This is a genomic window from Streptomyces sp. NPDC047515, assembly GCF_040643055.1.
Lineage (GTDB): Bacteria > Actinomycetota > Actinomycetes > Streptomycetales > Streptomycetaceae > Streptomyces.
This window is the reverse complement of the sequence record NZ_JBEYTM010000010.1, coordinates 21640-42075: the sequence shown is the minus strand read 5'-3', so window position 1 is coordinate 42075 and position 20436 is coordinate 21640. Positions and strand designations below refer to the sequence as shown.

The 20436-nt window shown below is 71.1% G+C and carries 21 protein-coding genes and 1 pseudogene; 14 read left to right on the top strand and 8 right to left on the bottom strand.

The window, feature by feature from the left end:
• Window positions 1–58: 58 nt before the first annotated feature.
• Window positions 59–763, top strand: coding sequence for a hypothetical protein (locus tag ABZ826_RS11120; protein ID WP_361445611.1), 705 nt, complete (start codon window positions 59–61; stop codon window positions 761–763).
• A 91-nt stretch (window positions 764–854) separates the two neighbouring features.
• A complete protein-coding gene (locus tag ABZ826_RS11115) occupies window positions 855–2081 on the top strand; it encodes a Cmx/CmrA family chloramphenicol efflux MFS transporter (RefSeq protein ID WP_361445608.1) in 1227 nt (408 codons plus the stop codon).
• Here the strand turns inward: ABZ826_RS11115 and ABZ826_RS11110 are convergent.
• Window positions 2061–2387, bottom strand: coding sequence for a DUF4031 domain-containing protein (locus ABZ826_RS11110; protein WP_361445605.1), 327 nt, complete (start codon window positions 2385–2387; stop codon window positions 2061–2063). The genes ABZ826_RS11115 and ABZ826_RS11110 overlap by 21 nt on opposite strands.
• Window positions 2384–2752, bottom strand: coding sequence for a hypothetical protein (locus ABZ826_RS11105; RefSeq protein WP_351075214.1), 369 nt, complete (start codon window positions 2750–2752; stop codon window positions 2384–2386). Before ABZ826_RS11105 ends, ABZ826_RS11110 begins: the two co-directional genes overlap by 4 nt.
• Before the next feature lie 204 nt (window positions 2753–2956).
• Here ABZ826_RS11105 and ABZ826_RS11100 point away from each other — a divergent pair, with 204 nt between their 5' ends.
• From ABZ826_RS11100 to ABZ826_RS11090, 3 genes are all read left to right on the top strand, one after another.
• A complete protein-coding gene (locus ABZ826_RS11100) occupies window positions 2957–3874 on the top strand; it encodes a MurR/RpiR family transcriptional regulator (protein WP_361445602.1) in 918 nt (305 codons plus the stop codon).
• Window positions 3875–3990: 116 nt separating this feature from the next.
• Window positions 3991–4959 carry an N-acetylmuramic acid 6-phosphate etherase gene (gene murQ, locus ABZ826_RS11095; RefSeq protein ID WP_361445599.1) on the top strand — a complete coding sequence of 323 codons (969 nt, stop codon included), beginning with the start codon at window positions 3991–3993 and terminating at the stop codon, window positions 4957–4959.
• Between the two features lie 48 nt (window positions 4960–5007).
• The gene (locus tag ABZ826_RS11090) at window positions 5008–6582 is read left to right on the top strand and encodes a PTS transporter subunit EIIC (protein WP_361445596.1); all 1575 of its coding nucleotides are present in this window, start codon (window positions 5008–5010) and stop codon (window positions 6580–6582) included.
• Between the two features lie 68 nt (window positions 6583–6650).
• Here ABZ826_RS11090 and ABZ826_RS11085 read toward each other — a convergent pair whose 3' ends face one another.
• The gene (locus ABZ826_RS11085; RefSeq protein ID WP_361446026.1) at window positions 6651–7256 is read right to left on the bottom strand and encodes a Uma2 family endonuclease; all 606 of its coding nucleotides are present in this window, start codon (window positions 7254–7256) and stop codon (window positions 6651–6653) included.
• A 336-nt stretch (window positions 7257–7592) separates the two neighbouring features.
• Between ABZ826_RS11085 and ABZ826_RS11080 the strand changes: the two genes are divergently transcribed.
• A complete protein-coding gene (locus tag ABZ826_RS11080) occupies window positions 7593–8291 on the top strand; it encodes a response regulator transcription factor (protein WP_361445593.1) in 699 nt (232 codons plus the stop codon).
• Window positions 8288–8785 (top strand): annotated as a pseudogene (locus ABZ826_RS11075) (ATP-binding protein); the annotation flags it as partial. The gene ABZ826_RS11080 and the pseudogene ABZ826_RS11075, both read left to right, overlap by 4 nt.
• A gap of 90 nt (window positions 8786–8875) precedes the next feature.
• Here ABZ826_RS11075 and ABZ826_RS11070 read toward each other — a convergent pair.
• From ABZ826_RS11070 to ABZ826_RS11060, 3 genes are all read right to left on the bottom strand, one after another.
• Window positions 8876–9664, bottom strand: coding sequence for a hypothetical protein (locus ABZ826_RS11070; RefSeq protein ID WP_361446024.1), 789 nt, complete (start codon window positions 9662–9664; stop codon window positions 8876–8878).
• 378 nt (window positions 9665–10042) lie between these two features.
• Window positions 10043–10276: a hypothetical protein gene (locus ABZ826_RS11065; RefSeq protein WP_361445590.1), complete on the bottom strand. Its 234-nt coding sequence runs from the start codon at window positions 10274–10276 to the stop codon at window positions 10043–10045.
• A complete protein-coding gene (locus tag ABZ826_RS11060; RefSeq protein ID WP_361445587.1) occupies window positions 10266–10514 on the bottom strand; it encodes a hypothetical protein in 249 nt (82 codons plus the stop codon). Before ABZ826_RS11060 ends, ABZ826_RS11065 begins: the two co-directional genes overlap by 11 nt.
• A 114-nt stretch (window positions 10515–10628) precedes the next feature.
• On the opposite strand from ABZ826_RS11060, the gene ABZ826_RS11055 reads away from it, so the two are divergent.
• Together ABZ826_RS11055 and ABZ826_RS11050 are read left to right on the top strand one after the other, a co-directional pair.
• Window positions 10629–11468: a helix-turn-helix transcriptional regulator gene (locus ABZ826_RS11055; protein ID WP_361445584.1), complete on the top strand. Its 840-nt coding sequence runs from the start codon at window positions 10629–10631 to the stop codon at window positions 11466–11468.
• Complete coding sequence (locus tag ABZ826_RS11050) at window positions 11452–11715, top strand: DUF397 domain-containing protein (protein ID WP_361445581.1); 264 nt, start codon at window positions 11452–11454, stop codon at window positions 11713–11715. The genes ABZ826_RS11055 and ABZ826_RS11050 overlap by 17 nt, the downstream gene beginning before the upstream one ends.
• A gap of 95 nt (window positions 11716–11810) precedes the next feature.
• Here the strand turns inward: ABZ826_RS11050 and ABZ826_RS11045 are convergent, their stop codons facing one another.
• Window positions 11811–13163 carry an erythromycin esterase family protein gene (locus tag ABZ826_RS11045; protein WP_361445578.1) on the bottom strand — a complete coding sequence of 451 codons (1353 nt, stop codon included), beginning with the start codon at window positions 13161–13163 and terminating at the stop codon, window positions 11811–11813.
• A 215-nt stretch (window positions 13164–13378) separates the two neighbouring features.
• Between ABZ826_RS11045 and ABZ826_RS11040 the strand changes: the two genes are divergently transcribed.
• Complete coding sequence (locus ABZ826_RS11040) at window positions 13379–14998, top strand: adenosine deaminase (RefSeq protein WP_361445575.1); 1620 nt, start codon at window positions 13379–13381, stop codon at window positions 14996–14998.
• 131 nt (window positions 14999–15129) lie between these two features.
• Window positions 15130–16143 carry a carboxylesterase family protein gene (locus ABZ826_RS11035; RefSeq protein WP_361445572.1) on the top strand — a complete coding sequence of 338 codons (1014 nt, stop codon included), beginning with the start codon at window positions 15130–15132 and terminating at the stop codon, window positions 16141–16143.
• A 17-nt stretch (window positions 16144–16160) separates the two neighbouring features.
• Here the strand turns inward: ABZ826_RS11035 and ABZ826_RS11030 are convergent, their stop codons facing one another.
• A complete protein-coding gene (locus ABZ826_RS11030) occupies window positions 16161–16745 on the bottom strand; it encodes a TetR family transcriptional regulator (protein WP_361445569.1) in 585 nt (194 codons plus the stop codon).
• Window positions 16746–16856: 111 nt separating this feature from the next.
• On the opposite strand from ABZ826_RS11030, the gene ABZ826_RS11025 reads away from it, so the two are divergent.
• From ABZ826_RS11025 to ABZ826_RS11015, 3 genes are all read left to right on the top strand, one after another.
• Window positions 16857–18047: a cytochrome P450 gene (locus ABZ826_RS11025; RefSeq protein WP_361445566.1), complete on the top strand. Its 1191-nt coding sequence runs from the start codon at window positions 16857–16859 to the stop codon at window positions 18045–18047.
• Between the two features lie 5 nt (window positions 18048–18052).
• On the top strand, window positions 18053–18271 hold the full coding sequence (locus ABZ826_RS11020) for a ferredoxin (protein WP_361445561.1): 219 nt from the start codon (window positions 18053–18055) through the stop codon (window positions 18269–18271).
• A 139-nt stretch (window positions 18272–18410) separates the two neighbouring features.
• Window positions 18411–20390, top strand: coding sequence for a protein-arginine deiminase family protein (locus tag ABZ826_RS11015; RefSeq protein ID WP_361445558.1), 1980 nt, complete (start codon window positions 18411–18413; stop codon window positions 20388–20390).
• Window positions 20391–20436 lie beyond the last annotated feature (46 nt).

Sequence of the window (20436 nt, the reverse complement as noted above, 5' to 3'; positions counted from 1 at the left end):
CCGTCAGCTCGCCGCCTCCGCAGGCCTCACCGGCATCCGCAGCCCTTAGGGTCGTCCCATGACCGACAGCTCGCGCGGCAGCGGAAGCAGCGGAAGCGGAAGCAGTGGCCACGAGGCGGGCAGTACCGATGCCGCTCTCCGGGACCGCTGGCGGGAGGCGCTCGTCGGGGCGCGGGGCGGGGCGTCCGAGCCCGATCCGGTGCCGTACGCCGACAATCTGCTGGCGCGCTGGGCCGAGCCGCAGCGGCGGTACCACACCACCGCGCACTTGGTCGCGGTGCTCGACCGCATCGACACGCTCGCCGCTCACGCGGCCGATGCGAACGCCGTGCGCCTCGCCGCCTGGTTCCACGACGCGGTCTACCGGCCCGACCGCTCCGAGAACGAGGAGCGCAGCGCCGCCCTCGCCGAACGCGCTCTGCCGGAGGCGGGCGTACCGGCCGACGTCACGACCGAGGTCGCCCGGCTCGTCCGGCTCACCGTCACGCACGATCCGGCGGACGGCGACACCGACGGCGAGGTGCTGTGCGACGCTGATCTGGCCATCCTGGCGGCGCCCCCGAAGGAGTACGCGGCCTACGCGGCGCAGGTGCGGGAGGAGTACGCCTTCGTGCCCGACGAGGCGTTCCGCGCGGGGCGGGCGACGGTGCTGCGCCAGCTGCTCGGACTGCCGCGGCTGTTCCGCACGCCGTACGGGGTGGAGCGGTGGGAACCGCGGGCGCGGCAGAATCTGCTGACCGAATGGGAGCTGCTCGGTCACTGAGCAACGCGGTGCGGCGGCAGCGTCGGGAATGCGACGCCGTCGACCGCTGTTGGCAGTTGTCATGCCCGACTCTGCCGCTCACCGCTCACGCATGCCACTTGCCGTGTACATTCTCGGCCTCTCCGTCTTCGCGCTGGGCACCAGCGAGTTCATGCTCTCCGGGCTGCTGCCGCCCATCGCCGACGACATGAACGTGTCCATTCCCCGGGCCGGACTCCTCATATCCGCCTTCGCGATCGGCATGGTGATCGGCGCCCCGCTGCTCGCCGTGGCCACGCTCCGGCTGCCCCGCCGCACCACACTGATCGCGCTGATCTCCGTCTTCGGACTCGGCCAGGTGGCGGGCGCGCTGGCCCCGACGTACGAAGTGCTCTTCGCCTCCCGTGTCGTGAGCGCCTTCGCCTGCGCCGGCTTCTGGGCGGTGGGGGCCGCGGTCGCCATCGCGATGGTGCCGGTGAACGCACGCGCCCGCGCGATGGCCGTGATGATCGGCGGCCTGTCGATCGCCAATGTGCTGGGTGTGCCCCTGGGCGCCTTTCTCGGTGAGAACCTCGGCTGGCGGTCGGCCTTCTGGGCCGTGGGTGCGGCGTCCGCCGTGGCGCTGGTCGGGGTGGCGACGCTGATTCCGCGGATCCCGCTGCCGGAGCAGAAGCCGCGGCTGAAGCAGGAGACGAGCATCTACCGGGACCGGCAGGTGTGGCTGTCGATCGTGATCACCGCGCTCGCGGCGGGCGGTGTCTTCTGCGCGTTCAGTTATCTGGCCCCGCTGCTGACGGACGTCGCCGGGCTGGACTCGGGCTGGGTGCCGACCGTGCTCGCACTGTTCGGGATCGGCGCGCTGGTCGGTACGACGATCGGCGGCCGGGTCGCGGACGCGCATCTCTTCGGAGTGCTGATGAGCGGAATCGCGGCCTCGACGGTCTTCCTGGTCGCGCTGGCGCTGTTCGCGTCGAACCAGGTCGCCGCGGTCGGGCTCTCGTTCCTGCTGGGGGTGTCGGCGTTCTACACGGCCCCGGCGCTGAACGCCCGGATGTTCAATGTCGCGGGCGCCGCCCCGACGCTGGCCGGTGCGACGACGACGGCCGCGTTCAACCTCGGCAACACGGGCGGCCCCTGGCTGGGCGGCACGGTGATCGACGCGGACTTCGGTTTCGCGGCGACGGCATGGGCGGGGGCGGCGATGACGGTGGTGGCACTGGCGGCCGTGCTGCTCTCGCTGCGGCTGCACGGCGGGGGCAGGTCGCGACGGGTGACCGGGGCGCCGGCCGCCGCGTCGTCCGGGGCAGCTGCGGAGGTCTCAGCCAAGGCTGCGAGCTGACGGCTGGTCAACCGAGTCCGGTGCCGCATCACGGAGGGCCGGCGCCGGGCGCCCCTTGGGGCGCCGGAGCCCGGCCTCCGTGATCCGGCGGACGAGCTCCTTCGAACCGATCTGCCGGGCCCCTGCCCGTACCGCGTCCACGTACCGCGATTCCGGTACGTCGTAGTGATCCCGCTCGAACGCGTGGGGCGGGCAGCCGATGGACGCCGCGAAGGCGTGCAGCTCCTCGAAGGAGGCATCACTGACCAGGTGCGACCAGAGTCGCCCGTGACCCGGCCAGTCCGGAGGGTCGATGTAGACCGTCACCGCCGCAGTATCCCGCCCAGCGAACCGACCGGTGCGACGGCGACGGCGGCCTTGGTGCACACCCAGTGCGGATCCGGGCCCAGTTCCGGTTCGACGTCCAGGGCGTGCGGGTCGCCCGCGTCGCAGACCGGGCAGAGCGGCCACCGCCCGTACCGTTCGAGCAGGGCGTCCTGCACGTCCTGAGCGACGAGGCCGACCACGAACGCGGCGCCGTCCGGCCATTGTTCGACCCACCAGCGGCGGTGGGTCACGGCATCCTCGACCAGCGAGACGATCCCGGCCTCGGCGACATCACCTGCGGCGAGATCGGCCATGACCAGCGCGCGGGCCGTGTGCAACGCCTGTTCCAGGGGGTTCATCTCCATGGGCCCATTGTCACCCTGCCCGCGAACCCGCTTCTCGCGCCCGCTCCCGCCCTTTCCGCGCTGTCGGAAGCACCGCCCGGGGCAGTCCGGAAGCCGCCGGAATTGCCGGCGGAGGGGCTGTCGGCGGCACGGCCGGACAGTGCCATCAAAGGTAGGGACCAAAGGGGGGTTGACGGGCAACCGGGTTGAAAATATCTTTCAAAGGTGACCCATGACCTGAAGGAAAGTTTCAGCGCTGATTCCCCGCCCGCCCCGGCGGCTCTCGCGGCCAAGGTGCGTACGCTCGCGCCGTCCATGACCCGCTCCATGCAGCGTGTCGCCGAGGCCGTCGCCGGCGACCCCGCAGGCTGCGCCGCCCTCACGGTCACCGGTCTCGCCGAGCTCACCGGCACCAGCGAGGCGACCGTGGTCCGCACGGCCCGTCTCCTCGGCTATCCCGGCTACCGCGATCTGCGCCTGGCCCTCGCCGGGCTCGCCGCGCACCAGCAGTCGGGCCGGGCCCCCTCCGTCACCGCCGACATAGCGGTCGACGACCCGATCGCCGACGTGGTCGCCAAGCTGGCCTACGACGAACAGCAGACCCTCGCCGACACGGCCGCGGGACTCGACACCGTCCAGCTCGGTGCCGCCGTGGCCGCCGCCGCCACCGCCCGGCGCATCGACATCTACGGTGTGGGCGCCTCCTCCCTCGTCGGCCAGGACCTGGCGCAGAAGCTGTCCCGTATCGGCCTGATCGCGCACTCCCACACGGACCCGCACCTCGCGGTGACCAACGCCGTGCAGCTCCGCTCCGGCGATGTGGCCATCGCGATCACGCACTCCGGCTCCACCGTCGATGTCATCGAGCCACTGCGGGTCGCGTTCGACCGAGGTGCGACGACGATCGCGATCACCGGCCGCCCCGACGGCCCGGTGACGCAGTACGCCGACCACGTGCTGACCACGTCCACCGCCCGGGAGAGCGAGCTGCGGCCCGCCGCCATGTCGAGCCGTACGAGCCAGCTGCTCGTCGTCGACTGCCTGTTCATAGGCGTCGCGCAGCGCACGTACGAAACGGCCGCACCGGCGCTCGCCGCCTCCTACGAGGCGCTGGCCCACCGCCACACCCCGCGCCCCCGCTGACCTCTCCGGCCCCTCCGGCCCTCTGGCCTCGAAGCGAACCGACCGCACGCACCGCACCCGCACCCGAACCCGCACCCGCTGAACCGTACGAGATCGAGAAAGCAGAGCTGCCCTCCATGACCTCCACCACCGACGCCGACACCAGCTCCCCCGACGGATACGGGGAGCTGCGCGCCCAGCTCGAAACGCTCACCACCGAGGCGTTTCGGCCCGAGCTCGCCGAGATCGACCGTCTGGACACGCTTGAGATCGCCCGGATCATGAACGGCGAGGACCGGTCCGTCCCGGCCGCCGTCGGCGCCCGGCTCCCCGAGATAGCCGCCGCGATCGACGGCACCGCGGAGCGCATGGCCCGCGGCGGGCGGTTGATCTACGCGGGCGCCGGCACCGCCGGCCGGCTCGGCGTGCTCGACGCCAGCGAGTGCCCGCCCACCTTCAACACCGACCCCTCCGAGGTCATCGGCCTGATCGCGGGCGGCCCGTCCGCCATGGTCAAGGCCGTCGAGGGCGCCGAGGACAGCAAGGAGCTGGCCGCCGCCGACCTCGACGCCCTGGACCTCACCGACGACGACACCGTGGTCGGCATCTCCGCCTCCGGCCGGACGCCGTACGCGATCGGGGCCGTCGAGCACGCCCGCGCCAAGGGCGCGCTGACCATCGGGCTGTCCTGCAACGCGGACTCCGCACTGGGCGCCGCGGCCGAACACGGCATCGAGGTCGTCGTCGGCCCGGAGCTGCTCACCGGCTCCACCCGGCTCAAGGCGGGTACGGCCCAGAAGCTCGTCCTCAACATGCTCTCGACGATCACGATGATCCGGCTCGGCAAGACGTACGGGAACCTGATGGTCGACGTCCGCGCCTCCAACGAGAAGCTGCGCGCCCGCTCCCGCCGGATCGTCTCGCTCGCCACCGGGGCGTCCGACGAGGAGATCGAGGCCGCTCTCGCCGCGACCGACGGCGAGGTGAAGAACGCCATCCTCACCATCCTCGGCCAGGTCGACGGCCCCACGGCCGCCACCCTGCTGACCGCGTCCGACGGCCATCTCCGCGCCGCCCTCGCCGCCGCCCCCCGCACCACCACCTGACCCACCGGCTCCACCCCCGCACCCCCGCACAGCAAGGCACCACGCACCATGGCAACAGAAGACAAGAACCGCGCCACCGCCGCCGCGATCCTTCCGCTCGTCGGTGGCGCCGCGAACGTCAGCTCCATCGCCCACTGCATGACCCGGCTCCGGCTGGGCCTGCGCGACCGCTCGCTCGTCGACGACGAGGCCCTGAAGGCGATACCCGCCGTCATGGGCGTGGTCGAGGACGACACGTACCAGATCGTCCTCGGGCCGGGCACCGTCGCCCGGGTCACGCCGGAGTTCGAGCAGCTGGTGGAGGAGGGCAGGGAGGCCGCACCGGAACCGGCCTCGACCGCAACCGCCGCCCACCCCGAAGGCTCCACCTCCACCTCCGCCTCCGCTTCCGCTTCGGCGGATGAACTGGCCGCCCAGGGCGCCGCGATGAAGGCGGCGCGGAAGGCGAAGAACGCCACCCCGTTCAAGCTCTTCCTGCGCAGGATCGCGAACATCTTCGTGCCGCTGATCCCGGCGCTCATCGGCTGCGGCATCATCGCCGGCCTCAACGGCCTGCTGGTAAACCTGGGCTGGCTGACCTCGGTCACGCCCGCCCTCGCCGCGATGGCGTCCGGCTTCATGGCGCTGATCGCCGTCTTCGTCGGCTTCAACACGGCGAAGGAGTTCGGCGGTACGCCGATCCTGGGCGGTGCCGTCGCCGCGATCATCGTCTTCCCGGGCGTCGCGAACATCGAGGCGTTCGGCCAGAAGCTCTCCCCAGGCCAGGGCGGTGTGCTGGGCGCACTCGGTGCGGCGGTGCTCGCGGTGTACGTGGAGAAGTGGTGCCGCCGCTGGGTGCCCGAGGCGCTGGACGTCCTGGTCACCCCGACGCTCACGGTGCTGGTCTCCGGCCTGGTGACGATCTTCGGACTGATGTACGTGGCCGGTGAGGTCTCCACCGCCATCGGCACGTTCGCCGACTGGCTGCTCTCCAACGGCGGCGCGGGCGCGGGCTTCGTGCTCGGCGGTCTCTTCCTGCCCCTGGTGATGCTGGGCCTGCACCAGGCGCTCATCCCGATCCACACCACCCTGATCGAGCAGCAGGGCTACACCGTGCTGCTGCCGATCCTCGCGATGGCGGGCGCCGGCCAGGTCGGCGCGGCCGTGGCGGTCTACTTCCGCCTCCCCCGCAACGAGTCGATCCGCCGGACGATCAAGTCCGCACTCCCGGCCGGTCTGCTGGGCGTCGGCGAACCACTGATCTACGGTGTCAGCCTCCCGCTGGGCCGCCCCTTCATCACGGCCTGCGTGGGCGGTGCGTTCGGCGGCGGCTTCATCGGCCTGTTCAACCAGCTCGGTGACAAGGTCGGCTCCACGGCCATCGGCCCGTCCGGCTGGGCGCTGTTCCCCCTCCTCGACGGCAACCACGGCCTCGGCACCACGATCGCGATCTACGCGGGAGGCCTGCTGGTCGGCTACCTCGCCGGGTTCCTCGCAACGTACTTCTTCGGCTTCGGCAAGGACCTGCTGACGGAGTTCAACGTCTCCCGGGAACCGGCGGCCTCCACGGTCGCGGCAACGGACGGCCCGACGTCACCGGCTCCCGGCCCCGACACCCCGGCGAAGGAACCGGCCGGGGTCTGAGCCCGATACATGGATGAGGGGTGGTACCCGCAGCGCGGGTACCACCCCTCATCCATGCCCACGGCGTCTCAGACCGGGAAATCCCCTGTGAGGAGCGTCGTACCGAACGGCTCCGGCAACGTGAGGGGCTTCCCGAACGGCACCGGGTCGGACTGCTTGTACGTCCCGTCCTCACTCGGTTCCGTGAACAGCGTGGCCATCGCCCCACGGGTGTCGAAGCGGTCGATCAGCAGGTACATCGGCACACCCGCACGCGCATAGGCGCGGTACTTCTTCGTCTGGTCCTCCCGGGCGTTTCCCCTGGATGTGATCTCGACGACGAGCAGAGCTTCCGACGCGTCCATCGGGTCGCTGGTCTCGGGATCGGCGGCCATGATCAGCTCGCGCTCCATGATCACAAGGTCAGGGACGTACAGCTTCTCAAGTGGCGCAACGTGCACGCCGAGGGTCTGGTAGATGCCCAGCTCCTCGGGAAGTACCCGGTAGAGACGATGCTGCACCATTTCGGCGATTCCGTTGTGATGCGCATGAGGCGGAGGTACCAAGACGATCTGCCCTTCGTCGATCTCGGCGCGCCACCCCTCGGGCACGTCCAGTTCACGCCATGTCTGCAGCAGGTAGTCCCACGGGCGGCCCTCAGAGGCCTGGTCGTTCTCGACCATCGCGGCAGTCATCGCGGGTCCCTTCTCCTGTGGCCTGTCAAAGGAGCGTAGATCGACGGTTCCGCGGCAGTTCGCCGCTCCCATCAGCGTCCCACGATCGTGTGACGTACGCAGCGACCCTCCGCCGTCCGTCCGGTCCCGGTCTTCAGGCGCGCGAAGGCGAGTGGCTGTGCCCCTTCCTGCCCGGCTCCTGCTTCTGCCCCTGGGCCTCGAAAGCCCGTACGAGGAGTCCCGGCGCCGTGGGGCGGGCCGGCCGGGCATGCCGGAAGGGCGGAGTCCCGGCCGGGGCGGCGCCCTTCCGGGCCCTCGGCCCCGCCGAACGGATCCGGCCCGCGCCATACTGGCCGGGTGACCGCTGCACGCATTCTCGTCGTCGAGGACGACCACGGCCTGCGCGATGTCCTGGCCCGCGGCCTGCGCGACGAGGACTTCGACGTCGTGACCGCCGTCGACGGCGCGACCGCCCTCAAGACCGTCGACGAGTCGGTGCACGCGGTCGTGCTCGATGTGGGACTGCCGGATTCCGACGGGCGCGATGTGTGCCAGGCGATGCGTGGTGCGGGGGTCACCGTTCCGGTGATCTTCCTGACCGCGCGGGGCGATCTCACCGACCGGCTCTCCGGGTTCGCCTCCGGCGGCGACGACTACCTGGTGAAGCCGTTCCACCTCAGTGAGCTCGCGGCCCGCGTCCGCGCGGTCCTGAACCGCACCGGTCACCACGACAGCGCCCTCGCCGACAGCGCGGGCTCGATGCGGCTGAACCCGATGAAGCACGAGCTGACGGTCCACGGCTGGCCCGTGGCGCTGACTCCGACCGAGTTCCGCCTGTTGGCGTGCCTGATGTCGGGCCCCGGGAGCGTGGTGCGCCGCCGGGCCCTGCTGCGGGCCGGCTGGCCCGAGGGAGCCCAGGTCAGCGACAACACCCTGGACCAGTACCTGACCCGCCTGCGCCGCAAGCTCCGCGAGGCGGACAGCCCGCAGACCATCAGCACGGTCCGAGGTGTGGGCTACCGCTTCGAGACCCCGCCTCCGTCCCAGGAGCGATGAACAGGACTTCCCTGCGCCTCGGCGAGACGGCCCGACTCCCCGTTGCGCCGCGGATCGCACGCAGCACGAATTGTCATGAACAACGCGAACAGCTCAGCTCGGGGCAGTTACATTTACTTCAGCGAACCATGGCGCGCGGGAGCCGCCGCGATCATCACGTGGGCAGCCGGACCCAACGGCGAGACCCCCGACCGCTCCCCACACGATCGAGCAGCATGAGAAACGCCTCGCGGCAGAGCAAGGGGCGGAAACACGCCACCGCACCGGACGTGAGCATCGGCGTCTCGCAGGACGTCGCCGAGCGCATCCTGACGCCGCTCCTGGACAACGCCCGCCGCTACGCCGCCCACACGATCACCCTCACCTGCGCGGCGGGCGCGGGCGAGGTCACGGTCCACGTCGGCGACGACGGCCCCGGCGTCCCGCCGGACTTCGTCGCCTCGCTCTTCGAACCCGGCCGTCGCGCCCGCCCGGAGGACGGACACGACGGCGCGGGTCTCGGCCTGGCCCTGGCCCGCCGACTGGCCAGGGCCGCGGGCGGCGAATCGCACTGGATGCCGCGGCCCCCGGCGCACGCTTCATCGTCACCCTTCCCGCGGGCTGACTTCCCGTGCGCCGGCCGTGTCAACGGCACCGTCCCGCGCCACATCGCGCCGGGTCCGGGTCAGGAAGACGACCAGGCCGAGGATGACCACGAGGAACAGGATGCTGGTGCCGACCGTGCCCAGCCCCAGCCCGCCGTCCGCGGTGGGCTGCGACAGATAGTCGCCCAGCGAGGCGCCGAGCGGCCTGGTCAGGACGTACGCGATCCAGAACGACCACACCGCGTTGAAGTCCAGCGTGCGGTGCGCGAGCGCCACAGCCGCGATCAGCGCGGCGAACACGACCGCGGAGAGCCAGTACCCCAGGTTCAGCTTCTCCGCCGTGAGGTCGCCCGCGGACGTGCCCAGCGCGAAGGTGAACAGGATCGCCAGCCAGTAGAACGTCTCGCGGCGCGTCGTGCGGATGGTGTGGATGGACAGCGTCCGCTCACTCGCGTACCAGGCGAAGAACGTGACGGCGAGCGCCACCGCGAACACCACGGTCGTGGTCTGGAGCGGAACGCCGAGGTTGTCGGTCAGGTTGTCGCTGATCAGCGTGCCGACCACGCTGATCAGGACCACGGACAGCCAGTACAGGCTCGGCACATACGCGCGCGCCCGGAACTGGAGAACGAGGGTGAGCACCAGCAGCGCGCTCATCAGGTACGAGGTGTTGGTCAGCCCCATGGCCAGGTTGTCGTTGAGCAGATCGGCCGCGGTCTCCCCCACGGTGGTGCACAGCACCTTGATCACCCAGAAGTAGACGGTCACTTCCGGGACCTTGTTGAGCATCTGCCGTGCGCGGGAGCGCGTACCCGGCGCATGCCTGCCGGCCGCGCCACGGGCGCCGTTCGCGCCGGCGGTGCGGTCGGTGTCGGTCGCCCCGGCGGCGCCGTTCGTTTCGGTCGTCATGGAACGGCACGCTGACAGGGCTTCCCTGAACTTTTCCTGACCGCGTGCCCGGCGCGACCCCGCCCGCAGGGCGCGGCCGCGCGCTTACGACACCGAAAAAGAGGTGCCGCCCTCGGGGCGGCGGGGCCCGTGCGCGAAGCCCGCTTCCCGCACAGCGGCAGAACGGGTCCCGCAGGCCTGAACCAAGGGCGGCACCCCGTCCGAGGTGTCGCCCTTCCCGCGCTCACCGTCGTGTCGGCCCTGATCCCCCCGACGCCGTCACGGCAGCCGCCCCTCCCGGTTGATCTCCCTGACCCGCGCCCGCAGCACCTCCCCGAGGGGGGCGGGGCGCACCGCCTCCGGCGGGCAGTCCCACTCGGGGCCACCGCCCGGCGGACGCAGCTGCACATACGGCCCGACGCGCCCCATCACACGCCCCACCCGCCCGTCCCGGGTGTCCACCGCGAACGACCCGGGCTCCGGCCCGGACGGCTCAAGCACCTCACCCGTCATGACCGGCCTGCCTCCGCGTCTCCAGCGCCGCGCTCAGCCGCAGCGCCGTGTCCAGGTTGCACCGACCGAGGTCGACCAACGGCGACGCGGGTTCGTTCCCCGCGCACGACACCGGGTCGATCCGCAGCGAGGGCAGCGTGATCCCGAACCCGGAAAGACCCTCCTTCAACCGCGCCACCGCGTCCTCCGCAGCCCGCACTCTTCCCTCTGTCGCCCTGCGCCGTTCCATCGTCGTCATGATCCATCCCTTTCCACGCTGAGTAATGACAATGCATACCCAGCGTGTCCAACGCGCGGATAGCCTGGAAGAGGCGCAGAGCCAACAACCGCACGTGTGTCACAGGGAGTTGTCATGCCTGGCCCCAAAAAGCTCGACCCCTCCTCCTCTCCGCGCGCCCTGCTCGGCGCCGAACTCCGCCACCGAAGGGAGGGCGCGGGCCTCTCCCAGGGGGACCTGGGCCTGCCCTTGTTCGTCAGCGGCTCCTTCATCGGACAACTGGAGTCCGGCACACGCCGGATGCAGATGGACCAGGCCCAGAAACTGGACGAGATCCTGCACGCGGACGGGTTCTTCGTGCGCAACTGCGCCGCCCTGAAGAAGTCGAAGTATCCGGATCACTTCGCGGAGGCGGCCGAGGCGGAGGCCGCGGCGAAGACGATCAAGGAGTACGCGCCACTGCTCATTCCGGGGCTACTGCAGACGGAGGGATATGCGAGGGCGGTGTTCCGGGCGTACCAGCCGACGGCTACGGAAGGTGCCATCAACGATCTGCTCGCAGCGCGACTGGAACGGGCGCAACTTCTGGCCGATCCAACAACGCCCTTGTTCTGGGCGGTTCTGGACGAGGCGGTGTTACGCCGCCGGGTCGGTGGCCCGGCAGTGATGGCCGAGAGCCTCCGCCACATCCTGAAGCTGGCCCGCGAACACCGGATCATCGTGCAGGTGTTGCCGTTCGGTGCGGGCGCCCACGCGGCCATGACCGGCCAGCTCAAGTTGATGTCCTTCGAGGACGCACCGCCGCTCGCCTACCTCCAGAGCCTGGGCACAGGGACCTTGCACGATGAACCGGCAACCGTCAGGCACCACGAACTGACCTACGATCTGGTGGTGGCCAGTGCATTGTCACCAGAATTGTCCCTGGCTCTGATCGAGTCGGTGGCGGAGGATTACGCCCATGAAGCTCAGCACTGACTACGACCTGTCCGCAGCGCCCTGGCACAAGTCCTCCTACAGCGGCGGCAGCGGCGGCGACTGCCTCGAAGTTGCGACGTGGCGCAAGTCCACATACAGCGGCGGCGACGGCGGCGACTGCCTCGAAGTGGCCGACGGCCACCCCGGCATCGTCCCCGTGCGTGACTCCAAGGCGACCGAGGGCCCCACGCTCGTGTTCCGGGCCGCTGCCTGGACCTCCTTCATCGCGGACCTCAAGCACGCCTGAGAAGGCTTCCCGCTGTGGAGAGGCCCGCCGCACGGCCGGCCTCCCCGCAGGTCGGGTGGTGTCGGACGGCTCGCGCCGGGGCCGGAACCAGGCTGTCACGGCTTCAGCTTGTCGGCCTCCCTGACCTCGTGGAGGTGGATGAGGACGTCGTAGGCCTTGGCGAGCGCGGTGTCGCGCGGCTCCTCGGGGAACAGCGTGCCGACGTTGAGCGTGGGCCGGGCGGTGTTCAGCCAGTCGCGCGCGGCAGCCGGGGCGGTGCGGGTGTCGAGGTAGAAGTCCCGGTAGCGGACCTGGTCGAGGGTGGCCTCGTTCCGGTCGGGCTCGGCGGCTGGAACGGTGAATTTCTTCCACTCGCCGCCCAGCGCGGCGTCCTTCGACAGGAAAGAGCCCTGGTTGAAGGTGAAGCCGATGGGGAGGTAGTTCTTGCCCATCGTGTCGCGCAGGAACGACCCCTGCGTCTTGGAGTACGTCTCGGGATCGCTGGCGACGTAGGCGACATGGTCGTTGTGTGCGGAGAGCAGCACCTTCTGGCCGGTGCGCTGCTGCCACCAGGAGACGTTCTGGGCCATCACCTCGTCGCGGAAGCGCTGGGAGGCGGCGTTCGACTCCGGGTCGTCCGGGTTCAGGGTGAGGAACTTGGCGGTCTGGGCGACGGACCGGGCGTTCTGCTCGGCCCAGTCGAACGCTTCACCGCCGGAGCCCTTCAGACCGCTGACCAGCTCCAGGGCCTGCTGTGCCTTGGCGGCGAGCTGCTGCCGTTCCGCGAGCGGCTTGCCCAGGTAGGCGAAGACGTCGTCGATCGGGCGCAGGCCGGTGTAGAGCTCGTTGAGCCGCGGCAGCGCCTCCGGGTGGTTCTTCTGCACGTAGCCGGTCACCCGGCCGAAGAACTCGTCGCTCAGTGCGGGGGCGCCGATGTCGTCACCCATGAAGTGGACGGTGCGGTCGGGGTGGTGGCGGTTGTAGTCCCGCATCCACTCGATGAGGCTGACGAACTCCTCGCGATCCCAGGGTGAGTTGGTGAGCGTCTCCTCGGCGATCTCGCGGGCGTCGCCCTTGCCGGTCTGGAGATAGTCGTCGATCTGGAGTCCTGCGGACCAGCTCAGCTCCAGGGCGAAGGTGGTGAAGCCCTTCTTCTCGACGAGGTGGCGGAAGACTCGCTCCTTCATGGTGAAGAACTCGTGGGAGCCGTGGGTGGCCTCGCCGAGGCCGACCACCTTGGCGTCGCCGATCATCGAGCCCAGGGCTCGCAGGTCGGCCGTGTTCCCCCCGGGCTCGGTCGAGCGCAGCGGGTGTGCCGCCTGCTCCAGTGCGCGGACCGGGTTCTGCCCCCTGCCGGCCGTGTCGGCCGTGGCCGCCTGGACCGCCACAGGGGTGAGGACCACTCCCGTCGCGACCGCCGCCATCGCCAGCAGTACCCGTCGACTGATCCGTTTCCGGTGCCTAGCCATGCCGCTACCCCTCCACTTGTGTATGACCACTTGAGAGAGATCATTGCCTGCGATTCCACTGCCGCGCGCTGGGAGAAGCCCCCGACTCTTCCCGGGAGACAGCTCCCGGAAGAGTCGGAGGGCAGCACCCGCTCGCCCACTCGATCGGGTGGAGGTTTCCGGCCATAGACGCGGTTTGGGTGAGAAACGGACTCCCCGAGCGCAATCATTCGGCGGTGATCTCATCGAACCGGACGGTCCACCGTCCCAAGTCCCTGCTCCCGGCCGGGCTCGGCGCACTCGCCGTACTCGCGCTGCTTCCGGCGATCCCGGCCACGGCCGCACCCGCCTCCGCACCCGTGAAGGACCCCTCGGCCCGGCCCGCCGCGTACGCGTCGCCCCGCGCGGTGACCCGGGCCGAGCGCAGGACCGCCGCGTACCTCGACTCGTTGCGGAACAGGCCCGAGAGGCTGAGGGCCTTCTTCAAGGCGCTGCCGAAGGGCGGCGACCTCCACAACCACCTGTCGGGGGCGGCGAGGACCGAGTTCCTGATCAAGCTCGCGGGCGAGAAGGGGCTCTGCATCGACGCGACGATGACGGCTGTCGCGCCGCCGTGCGGGCCGGGCACGAGGCCCGCCGCCGACGCGCGGACCTATGCCGCCTTCCGCCGGCAGATCGTCCGGGCCTGGTCCATGCAGGACTTCCCGTCCAACCAGTCCGGGCACGACCACTTCTTCGACACCTTCGGCAAGTTCGGCCTGGCGACCTGGGACCGGGGCAAGCTGCTCGCCGATGTGGCCGACACCGTGGTGGAGCAGAACCAGTTCTATCTGGAGACCATGGTCACCCCCGCGTCGGACAGCGCCAAGAAGCTGGCCGACACCGTGGGTTACGACCCCGACTTCGCCGCCTTCCACCGCAAGCTCCTGGCCGGCGGGCAGCTCGACCGGGTCGTGAACGACGCGGTCAAGGAGGCCAATGACGCCAACGCCCAGTTCCGGGTGGCCGCGCACTGCGACACCCGCCGCCCCGACCCGGGCTGCCGACTGCCCGTCAGGTGGATCTCCCAGGTGTCCCGGGGCAGTTCCCCGGCGCGGGTGTTCACACAGATCGCGGTCGGCATGCGACTCGCCGAACGCGACCCGAGGTTCGTCGCGGTCAACCTCGTGCAGCCCGAGGACGGGGAGAGCGCTCTGGCCGACTACAGCCTCCAGATGCGGATGCTGAAGTACCTGCACGGCCAGTACCCGGGCGCCCACCTCACCCTGCACGCCGGTGAGCTGGCCCCCGGCCTGGTCAAGCCCCAGGACCTGACGTTCCACATCCGCGAGGCCGTACTCGTCGCCGGGGCCGAGCGCATCGGACACGGCGTGGACCTGGTCCACGAGAACGACTGGCGGCAGCTGGCCCGGACGATGGCGCGGCGCAAGGTGGCGGTCGAGGTGCCGTTCTCCAGCAACAAGCAGATCCTCGGCATCGCGGGCGCCGACCACCCGTTCAACGCGTACCGCCACTACGGCGTCCCGGTGGTCCTGGCCACCGACGACCCGGGGGTCTCGCGGATCGACATCAGCCATGAGTACCAGTACGCCGCCAAGACGTACGGCCTCCGCTACACCGAGCTGAAGGACCTGGCCCGCGCCTCGCTGGAGTACGCGTTCCGCGGCGGCCGGAGCCTGTGGGCCACCAACTCCGCACCCTCCGCCTATCAGCCGGTTTCCGCCTGCCGCAACGACCGGCTCGGCGCCGACCGCCCGAGCGCGCGCTGTGCCCGCTACCTCGCCGACAACCCGAAGGCGGCCACGCAGTGGCGTCAGGAGACGGCCTTCGCCGCCTTCGAGCGCCGTCACCGCTGATCCCTCCGCACACACCTCCGGGCCCGGGGACTTGAGCCCCGGGCCCGGACGCAGCTCCACGACGGGGTTCACGCCGCGTCGGGACGCGAACGCTCACAGGATTCCTCGACCAGATCGCGGCCCTGCACTGGGTGCGGCGGAACATCGCCTCCTTCGGGGGCGACCCCGGCCACGTCACCGTGGCCGGACAGTCCGCCGCGGCGGGATCGATCGCCGCCCTGCTGACGATGAAGCCGGTGCGCGGCCTGTTCCGACGGGCCATCACCCACTCGGTGCCGGGCAATCACTGCACCCGCGCACTGGCGGAACAGGTCACCGCCGCGCTCGCGGACCGGCTCGGCACGGCGCCCACCGCCGCGGCCCTCTCCGCCGTGGAACCCCTGCGCCTGGCCGAGGAGCTCTCCTCGCTCGGCGCCGAACTCTCCGACCATCACGAGAGCTGGGGACGGCTCTCCCGGACCGGTGTCGCCATATGCCCCGTCGTCGACGGGGACGTCCTCTCCGAAACACCCTGGCCCGCACTGGCCAGTGGCCGCGCGAGCGGAGTCGACCTCCTCGTCGGCCATACCCGCGACGAGTTCCGGCTGTTCAGCGTCATGAGCGGACGGCTGGGCCAGTTCACCGAGCAGGACGCCCGTAGCGCCCTGGCCCTGTTCGCCCCGGCCCCGGGCGGCGCGGACGCCTACCGCGCCGCCCATCCGCGGGCCACCCCGGAGGAACTGCTGGAATCGGTGTACTCCGACGCACTCTTCCGGATGCCTTCACTTCGGTTGGCCGAGGCGAACACCACGGCGGGCGGCACCTCGTTCCTGTTCGAGCTGCGACTGGCCTCTCCGGCCCTCGGAGGAGTCCTGGGCGCGTGCCACAGCCTCGACGTCCCCCTGGCGTTCGGCACGCTGGACAGCCCCTCCGGCCGGGGACTCGTCGGCGACCCTCCCACTCCCGAGGTCTTCGCGGTGTCGCGGGAACTCCAGCAGGCGTGGGTCCGTTTCGCCACCACAGGTGACCCCGGATGGGCCGCCTTCCGACCCGACCGGCCCCTCACCCGCGTCCTGGACGCGGAATCGAAGACCCTGCCCTACCCCGAAGAGCTCTCGCGCCGGATCTGGGAGGGCCACGCCCCGGCTCCGTTCGATCTCACCTGAAGCGTGTCGCGGAACCGCTACTCCGGCGCCGACCAGAGGTGGGCGAGCGTGCCGAGCACGAGGCGGCAGACGTCGTCCGGTTCGGCACCGGCCAGGGGTTCGCGGTGCACGACCGTCCGCATCAGGCCGATGCCGAGCAGCCAGGCCATGGCGAGATCCGCGCGCAGGGCGCCGTCCCCGGTGCCGGAGAGCCCGGCCAGCGCGCCCTGGTATTCCTCGCCCAGTTCCCGCAAGGTCCCGGCCGCCTCGTCGCCTCGTCCTATGGAGCGCAGGTAGACCTCAAGAGACCGGTCCCCCGTCCCGTCCGCGCTGCGGGTCAGCATCGAGCGCAGGGCGGTCTCGAAGAGCTCCTCGGGCGGGGTCGCCCGCAACTGCTCCAGTCCGCCCTGAGCGATCACCTGCGCGAGCAGTCCCTGCTTGGACCCGAAATACCGGAACAGCAGCGCCTGATTGGCACCGGCCCGTTCCGCGATGCTCCGGACGGTCGTCCCTTCGTAACCCCGTTCCGCGAACAGGTCGCGGGCCGCCTCCAGCAGCCGGCGGCGCGTGGCCGCGGCGTCCCGGCGGCGCTCTCCGGACGGGGGTGCGGGGGCGGAATCCATGAGCGATTTCCTCTCGGGCGGCCCGTCAGGATAACGGCCGTAAAGGGTCGTTGACTGCGGGTGGTGCCACTCCTACCTTTGTAAGCAGCTGCTTACATATCGGAGGCCGCAGTGACGAAAGCAGACATCGCTCCCCTTGCCTACCCCTTCAACACCGCCGACGGGCTCCAGCTCGCGGACGAGTACGAGCGCGTACGCGACCAGCCGGGCCTGTTACGGGTCCAGATGGCGTACGGCGAACCGGCCTGGCTCGTCACCCGCTATGCCGATGCCCGGCTCGTCCTGGGCGACCAGCGCTTCAGCCGCGCCGAGGGCATCGCGCACGACGAGCCCCGGCAGTCCGAGGGGCGGCGCGACAGCGGCATCCTCAGCATGGATCCGCCCGACCACACCCGGCTGCGTTCCCTGGTCGCCAAGGCCTTCACCGTCCGCCAGATCGAGAAGCTGCGGCCCCAGGTCAAGGAGCTGACCGCGAGCCTCCTCGACGACCTGGAGGCGGCCGGGCCGCCCGCGGACCTGGTCGACCTCTACGCGCTGCCGCTGCCGGTCGCGGTGATCTGCCGGATGCTGGGCGTGCCCACCGAGGACCGTCCGCTCTTTCGCGTATGGAGCGACGCGGCGCTGTCGACCACTTCCCTCACGGCCGAGGAGTTCGACGCCAGCCGGGAGGAACTGCGCGCTTACATGGCCGAGTTGATCGCCCAGCACCGCAGGTCCCCGCAGGACGACCTGATGACGGCACTCATCGAGGCCCGCGACGGCGGCGACCGGCTCTCCGAGCTCGAACTCGTCGATCTGTGCGTGGGCATCCTGGTGGCGGGCCACGAGACCACCGCGTCCCAGATCCCCAACTTCGTCCTGACCCTGCTGGACCACCCGGACCAGCTGGCCAGGCTCAGGGCCGAGCCCGAGCTCGTCCCGGACGCGGTGGAGGAGCTGCTGCGCTTCGTGCCGCTGGGCAGCGGTGCCGGTCAGCCCCGCTATGCCACCGAGGACATCGAGGTCGGCGGCACCCTCGTCCGGGCGGGCAGCCCGGTCCTGGTCGCCACCGGTGCCGCCAACCGCGACGCGCTGCGGTTCACCGCCCCGGGCGTGCTCGACATCACCCGCGAGGGCAACCAGCACCTCGGCTTCGGCCACGGGGTCCACCACTGCCTGGGCGCCCCGCTCGCCCGGCTGGAACTCCAGGAGGCGCTGATCGCACTCATCACCCGTTTCCCGGGGCTCCGGTTGGCGGGCGATGTGACGTGGAAGTCCGAGATGCTGGTACGCGGCCCGCGCGTCATGCCGGTCGGATGGTGAGAGCCATGACCTGGAACGTACGCGTCGATCCACAGCTCTGCCAGGCGTCGGGCATGTGCGCCGGGACCGTTCCCGAGGTGTTCGCGCTGGACGGCGAGCACGCCCGGGTGCGGGCGGACGGCATCGAGCCGGACGAGCGGGTCCTGGACGCGGCGGACATCTGCCCGGCCCAGGCGATCACCGTGCACGACGGGAACACCGTCATCGGCCCCCGCCGCGACTGAGAGCCTGTCGGGCGGCCTCTGATCGGGTCCGACGCGGTCCGGCAACCCCGCCGAAAGGATGAGACGGTTCCCGTCCACCTGACAGGAACCGGCCATCCGGTGGATGCCCGGCGTTCGGCCCCTCGCCGAGGGTGGGTCCATGGACGACGAAAGCTCCCTGCCCACCCCCGGCTCCCGCCCCGTCGGGCGCCCGCGCCACCGGCGCCGCCGTCTGGTGCCCGCGAGCGCGGGCGTACTCGGCGCGGCCCTGCTCACGGTCGCGTCCGCGACGATTCCGGGGCATCCGGCGCACGCCGCGCCGCTCGGACCGGCTATCCGGGCGGACACGAACCGGGACGGCCGGGTCACCGCCGACGACGACCCCGGCAAGGACGCGTGGACCCGCGACCGCGGTGCGCTGATGCTGCCCAACGTGGACGACGACCAGCGGCGCTGCCCCACCGTGGGCCCCTCAGACGCGCGGTTGCCCGATGACCGCCTCGCGGCCTGCAACGACGCCGCGAACACCGTCGTCGACGGCGCGGCCGACCTGGCCGACCTGGCCCCCGTGCGCATCACCGCCGATCCGCGCGCCGAGGCCGGAACCACCGCCACCGTCGCCGCCGACCCGGCCTCCCGGGACCACGTCCGGATCTTCGCCGAGCGCCATGGCCGCATGGTCCTGCTGGAGCCCGGCGGCCGGCTGACCACCGGCGAACTGCGCCACGGCGTCCCGCTGGGCGTCGAGGCACGGGACTTCGTACGCGACCCCGAGCAGTGGACTGGCTTCACCGACCTCGTCCTGAGGGTCGACCGCGGTGGCGACACCACCGAGGACCGGGTACGGCTCCGGGTCGCGCCGCTGGTGTTCGAGCACGACCTGATGCCGATACGAAGCATGATGACGGCCGATCACACCACCGAGCCGGCCGAGGTGGAGCGCGGCAAGCGCTACGACCCCGCCGCACAGCCACGCCCCGTACAACCCGGGGAAGCCGCATTCCGCCGCGACCTGCGACGCGGCCTCGACCGGGCCGGACTGCCCGCCCCGCTGTACAACTACCCCACGGGCGGTGACATCTGGATGCAGGACTTGTTCAAAACCGCCTACGCCTCCATCCCCGCTCCCGGCGGCCGGGAGCACCGCGTCACCGTCATCGTGCGGTCCGCGGACGTGATGCCGGGCACGGCCACACGCGCGTTCCCGCTGAGGGACGCCTCGCGAAGCGCTTTTCCGCTGCTCCGCGGCCCCGGTACGGGAGTGCTCCAGCAGTACGACCCCCGGCGCGTCGGCGGCGAGGACAGCCAGTACTACGGCTCCTTCAGCTCCACCGGAAACTTCGGCACCCTCCCGCCGTACACCTGGCGTGGCCACCGCTACCCGGTCGGGCGGGTCATCTACGGCGGGACCGGGGACAAGGAATCCCCGGACGCCTCCTTCACCCGGATGCTCGCCGCGCAGGGCTACCAGCGGCCGGTAGCAGTGGACACCAGCTGGCTGGGGGTCGGCCACATCGACGAGTTCCTGTCCTTCGTCCCGGCCCGGAATGCCCGGGGCTGGGCGGCGGTCGTCGCCGACCCCGACCTCGGCCGGAACCTGCTGAGCGACCTCGCGGAGCACGGCGGGGGCGGTCGGGCGCTGGTCCGCGGGATCGCCGCGAAGGACACCGAGGACCCCGGTCTCACGGTCGCCGACGCGCTGCGCAAGCCGTCCCTGACCCGTGGCACCGAGATCGCCAGGCAGGGCATCGACGCCGCCCTGCGCACCCTGCGTGATCGGGCCGGGCTGACGGATCGTGACATCGTGCGTGTCCCCGCCCTCTTCAACCGGCTCGACGTGCCCGCCGGGTATCCGCGCCAGGACGTGGTCGCCAACTACCTGCCCGGCGCGGCCAACGGCGTCAGCACCGGCACCGGGTTCTATCTGGCGCCCCGCCAGCACGCGCCGAAGGCGGGCGGCCGGGACGTCTTCGAGCAGGCTGCCGAGAAGGCCCTGCGCCGGACCGGCACGCGCATCTCCTGGGTGGAGGACTGGGCCTACTCGCACCACCGGGGCACCGTCGGCGGCGAGGTGCACTGCGCGACCAACGCACTGCGAAGCCCCTCCGGAAACCGGCCGTGGTGGACCGAGCGGGACTGAACCCGATCCTGGGCCGCCACCCGGACTCACCGCTCTGTCTCATAGG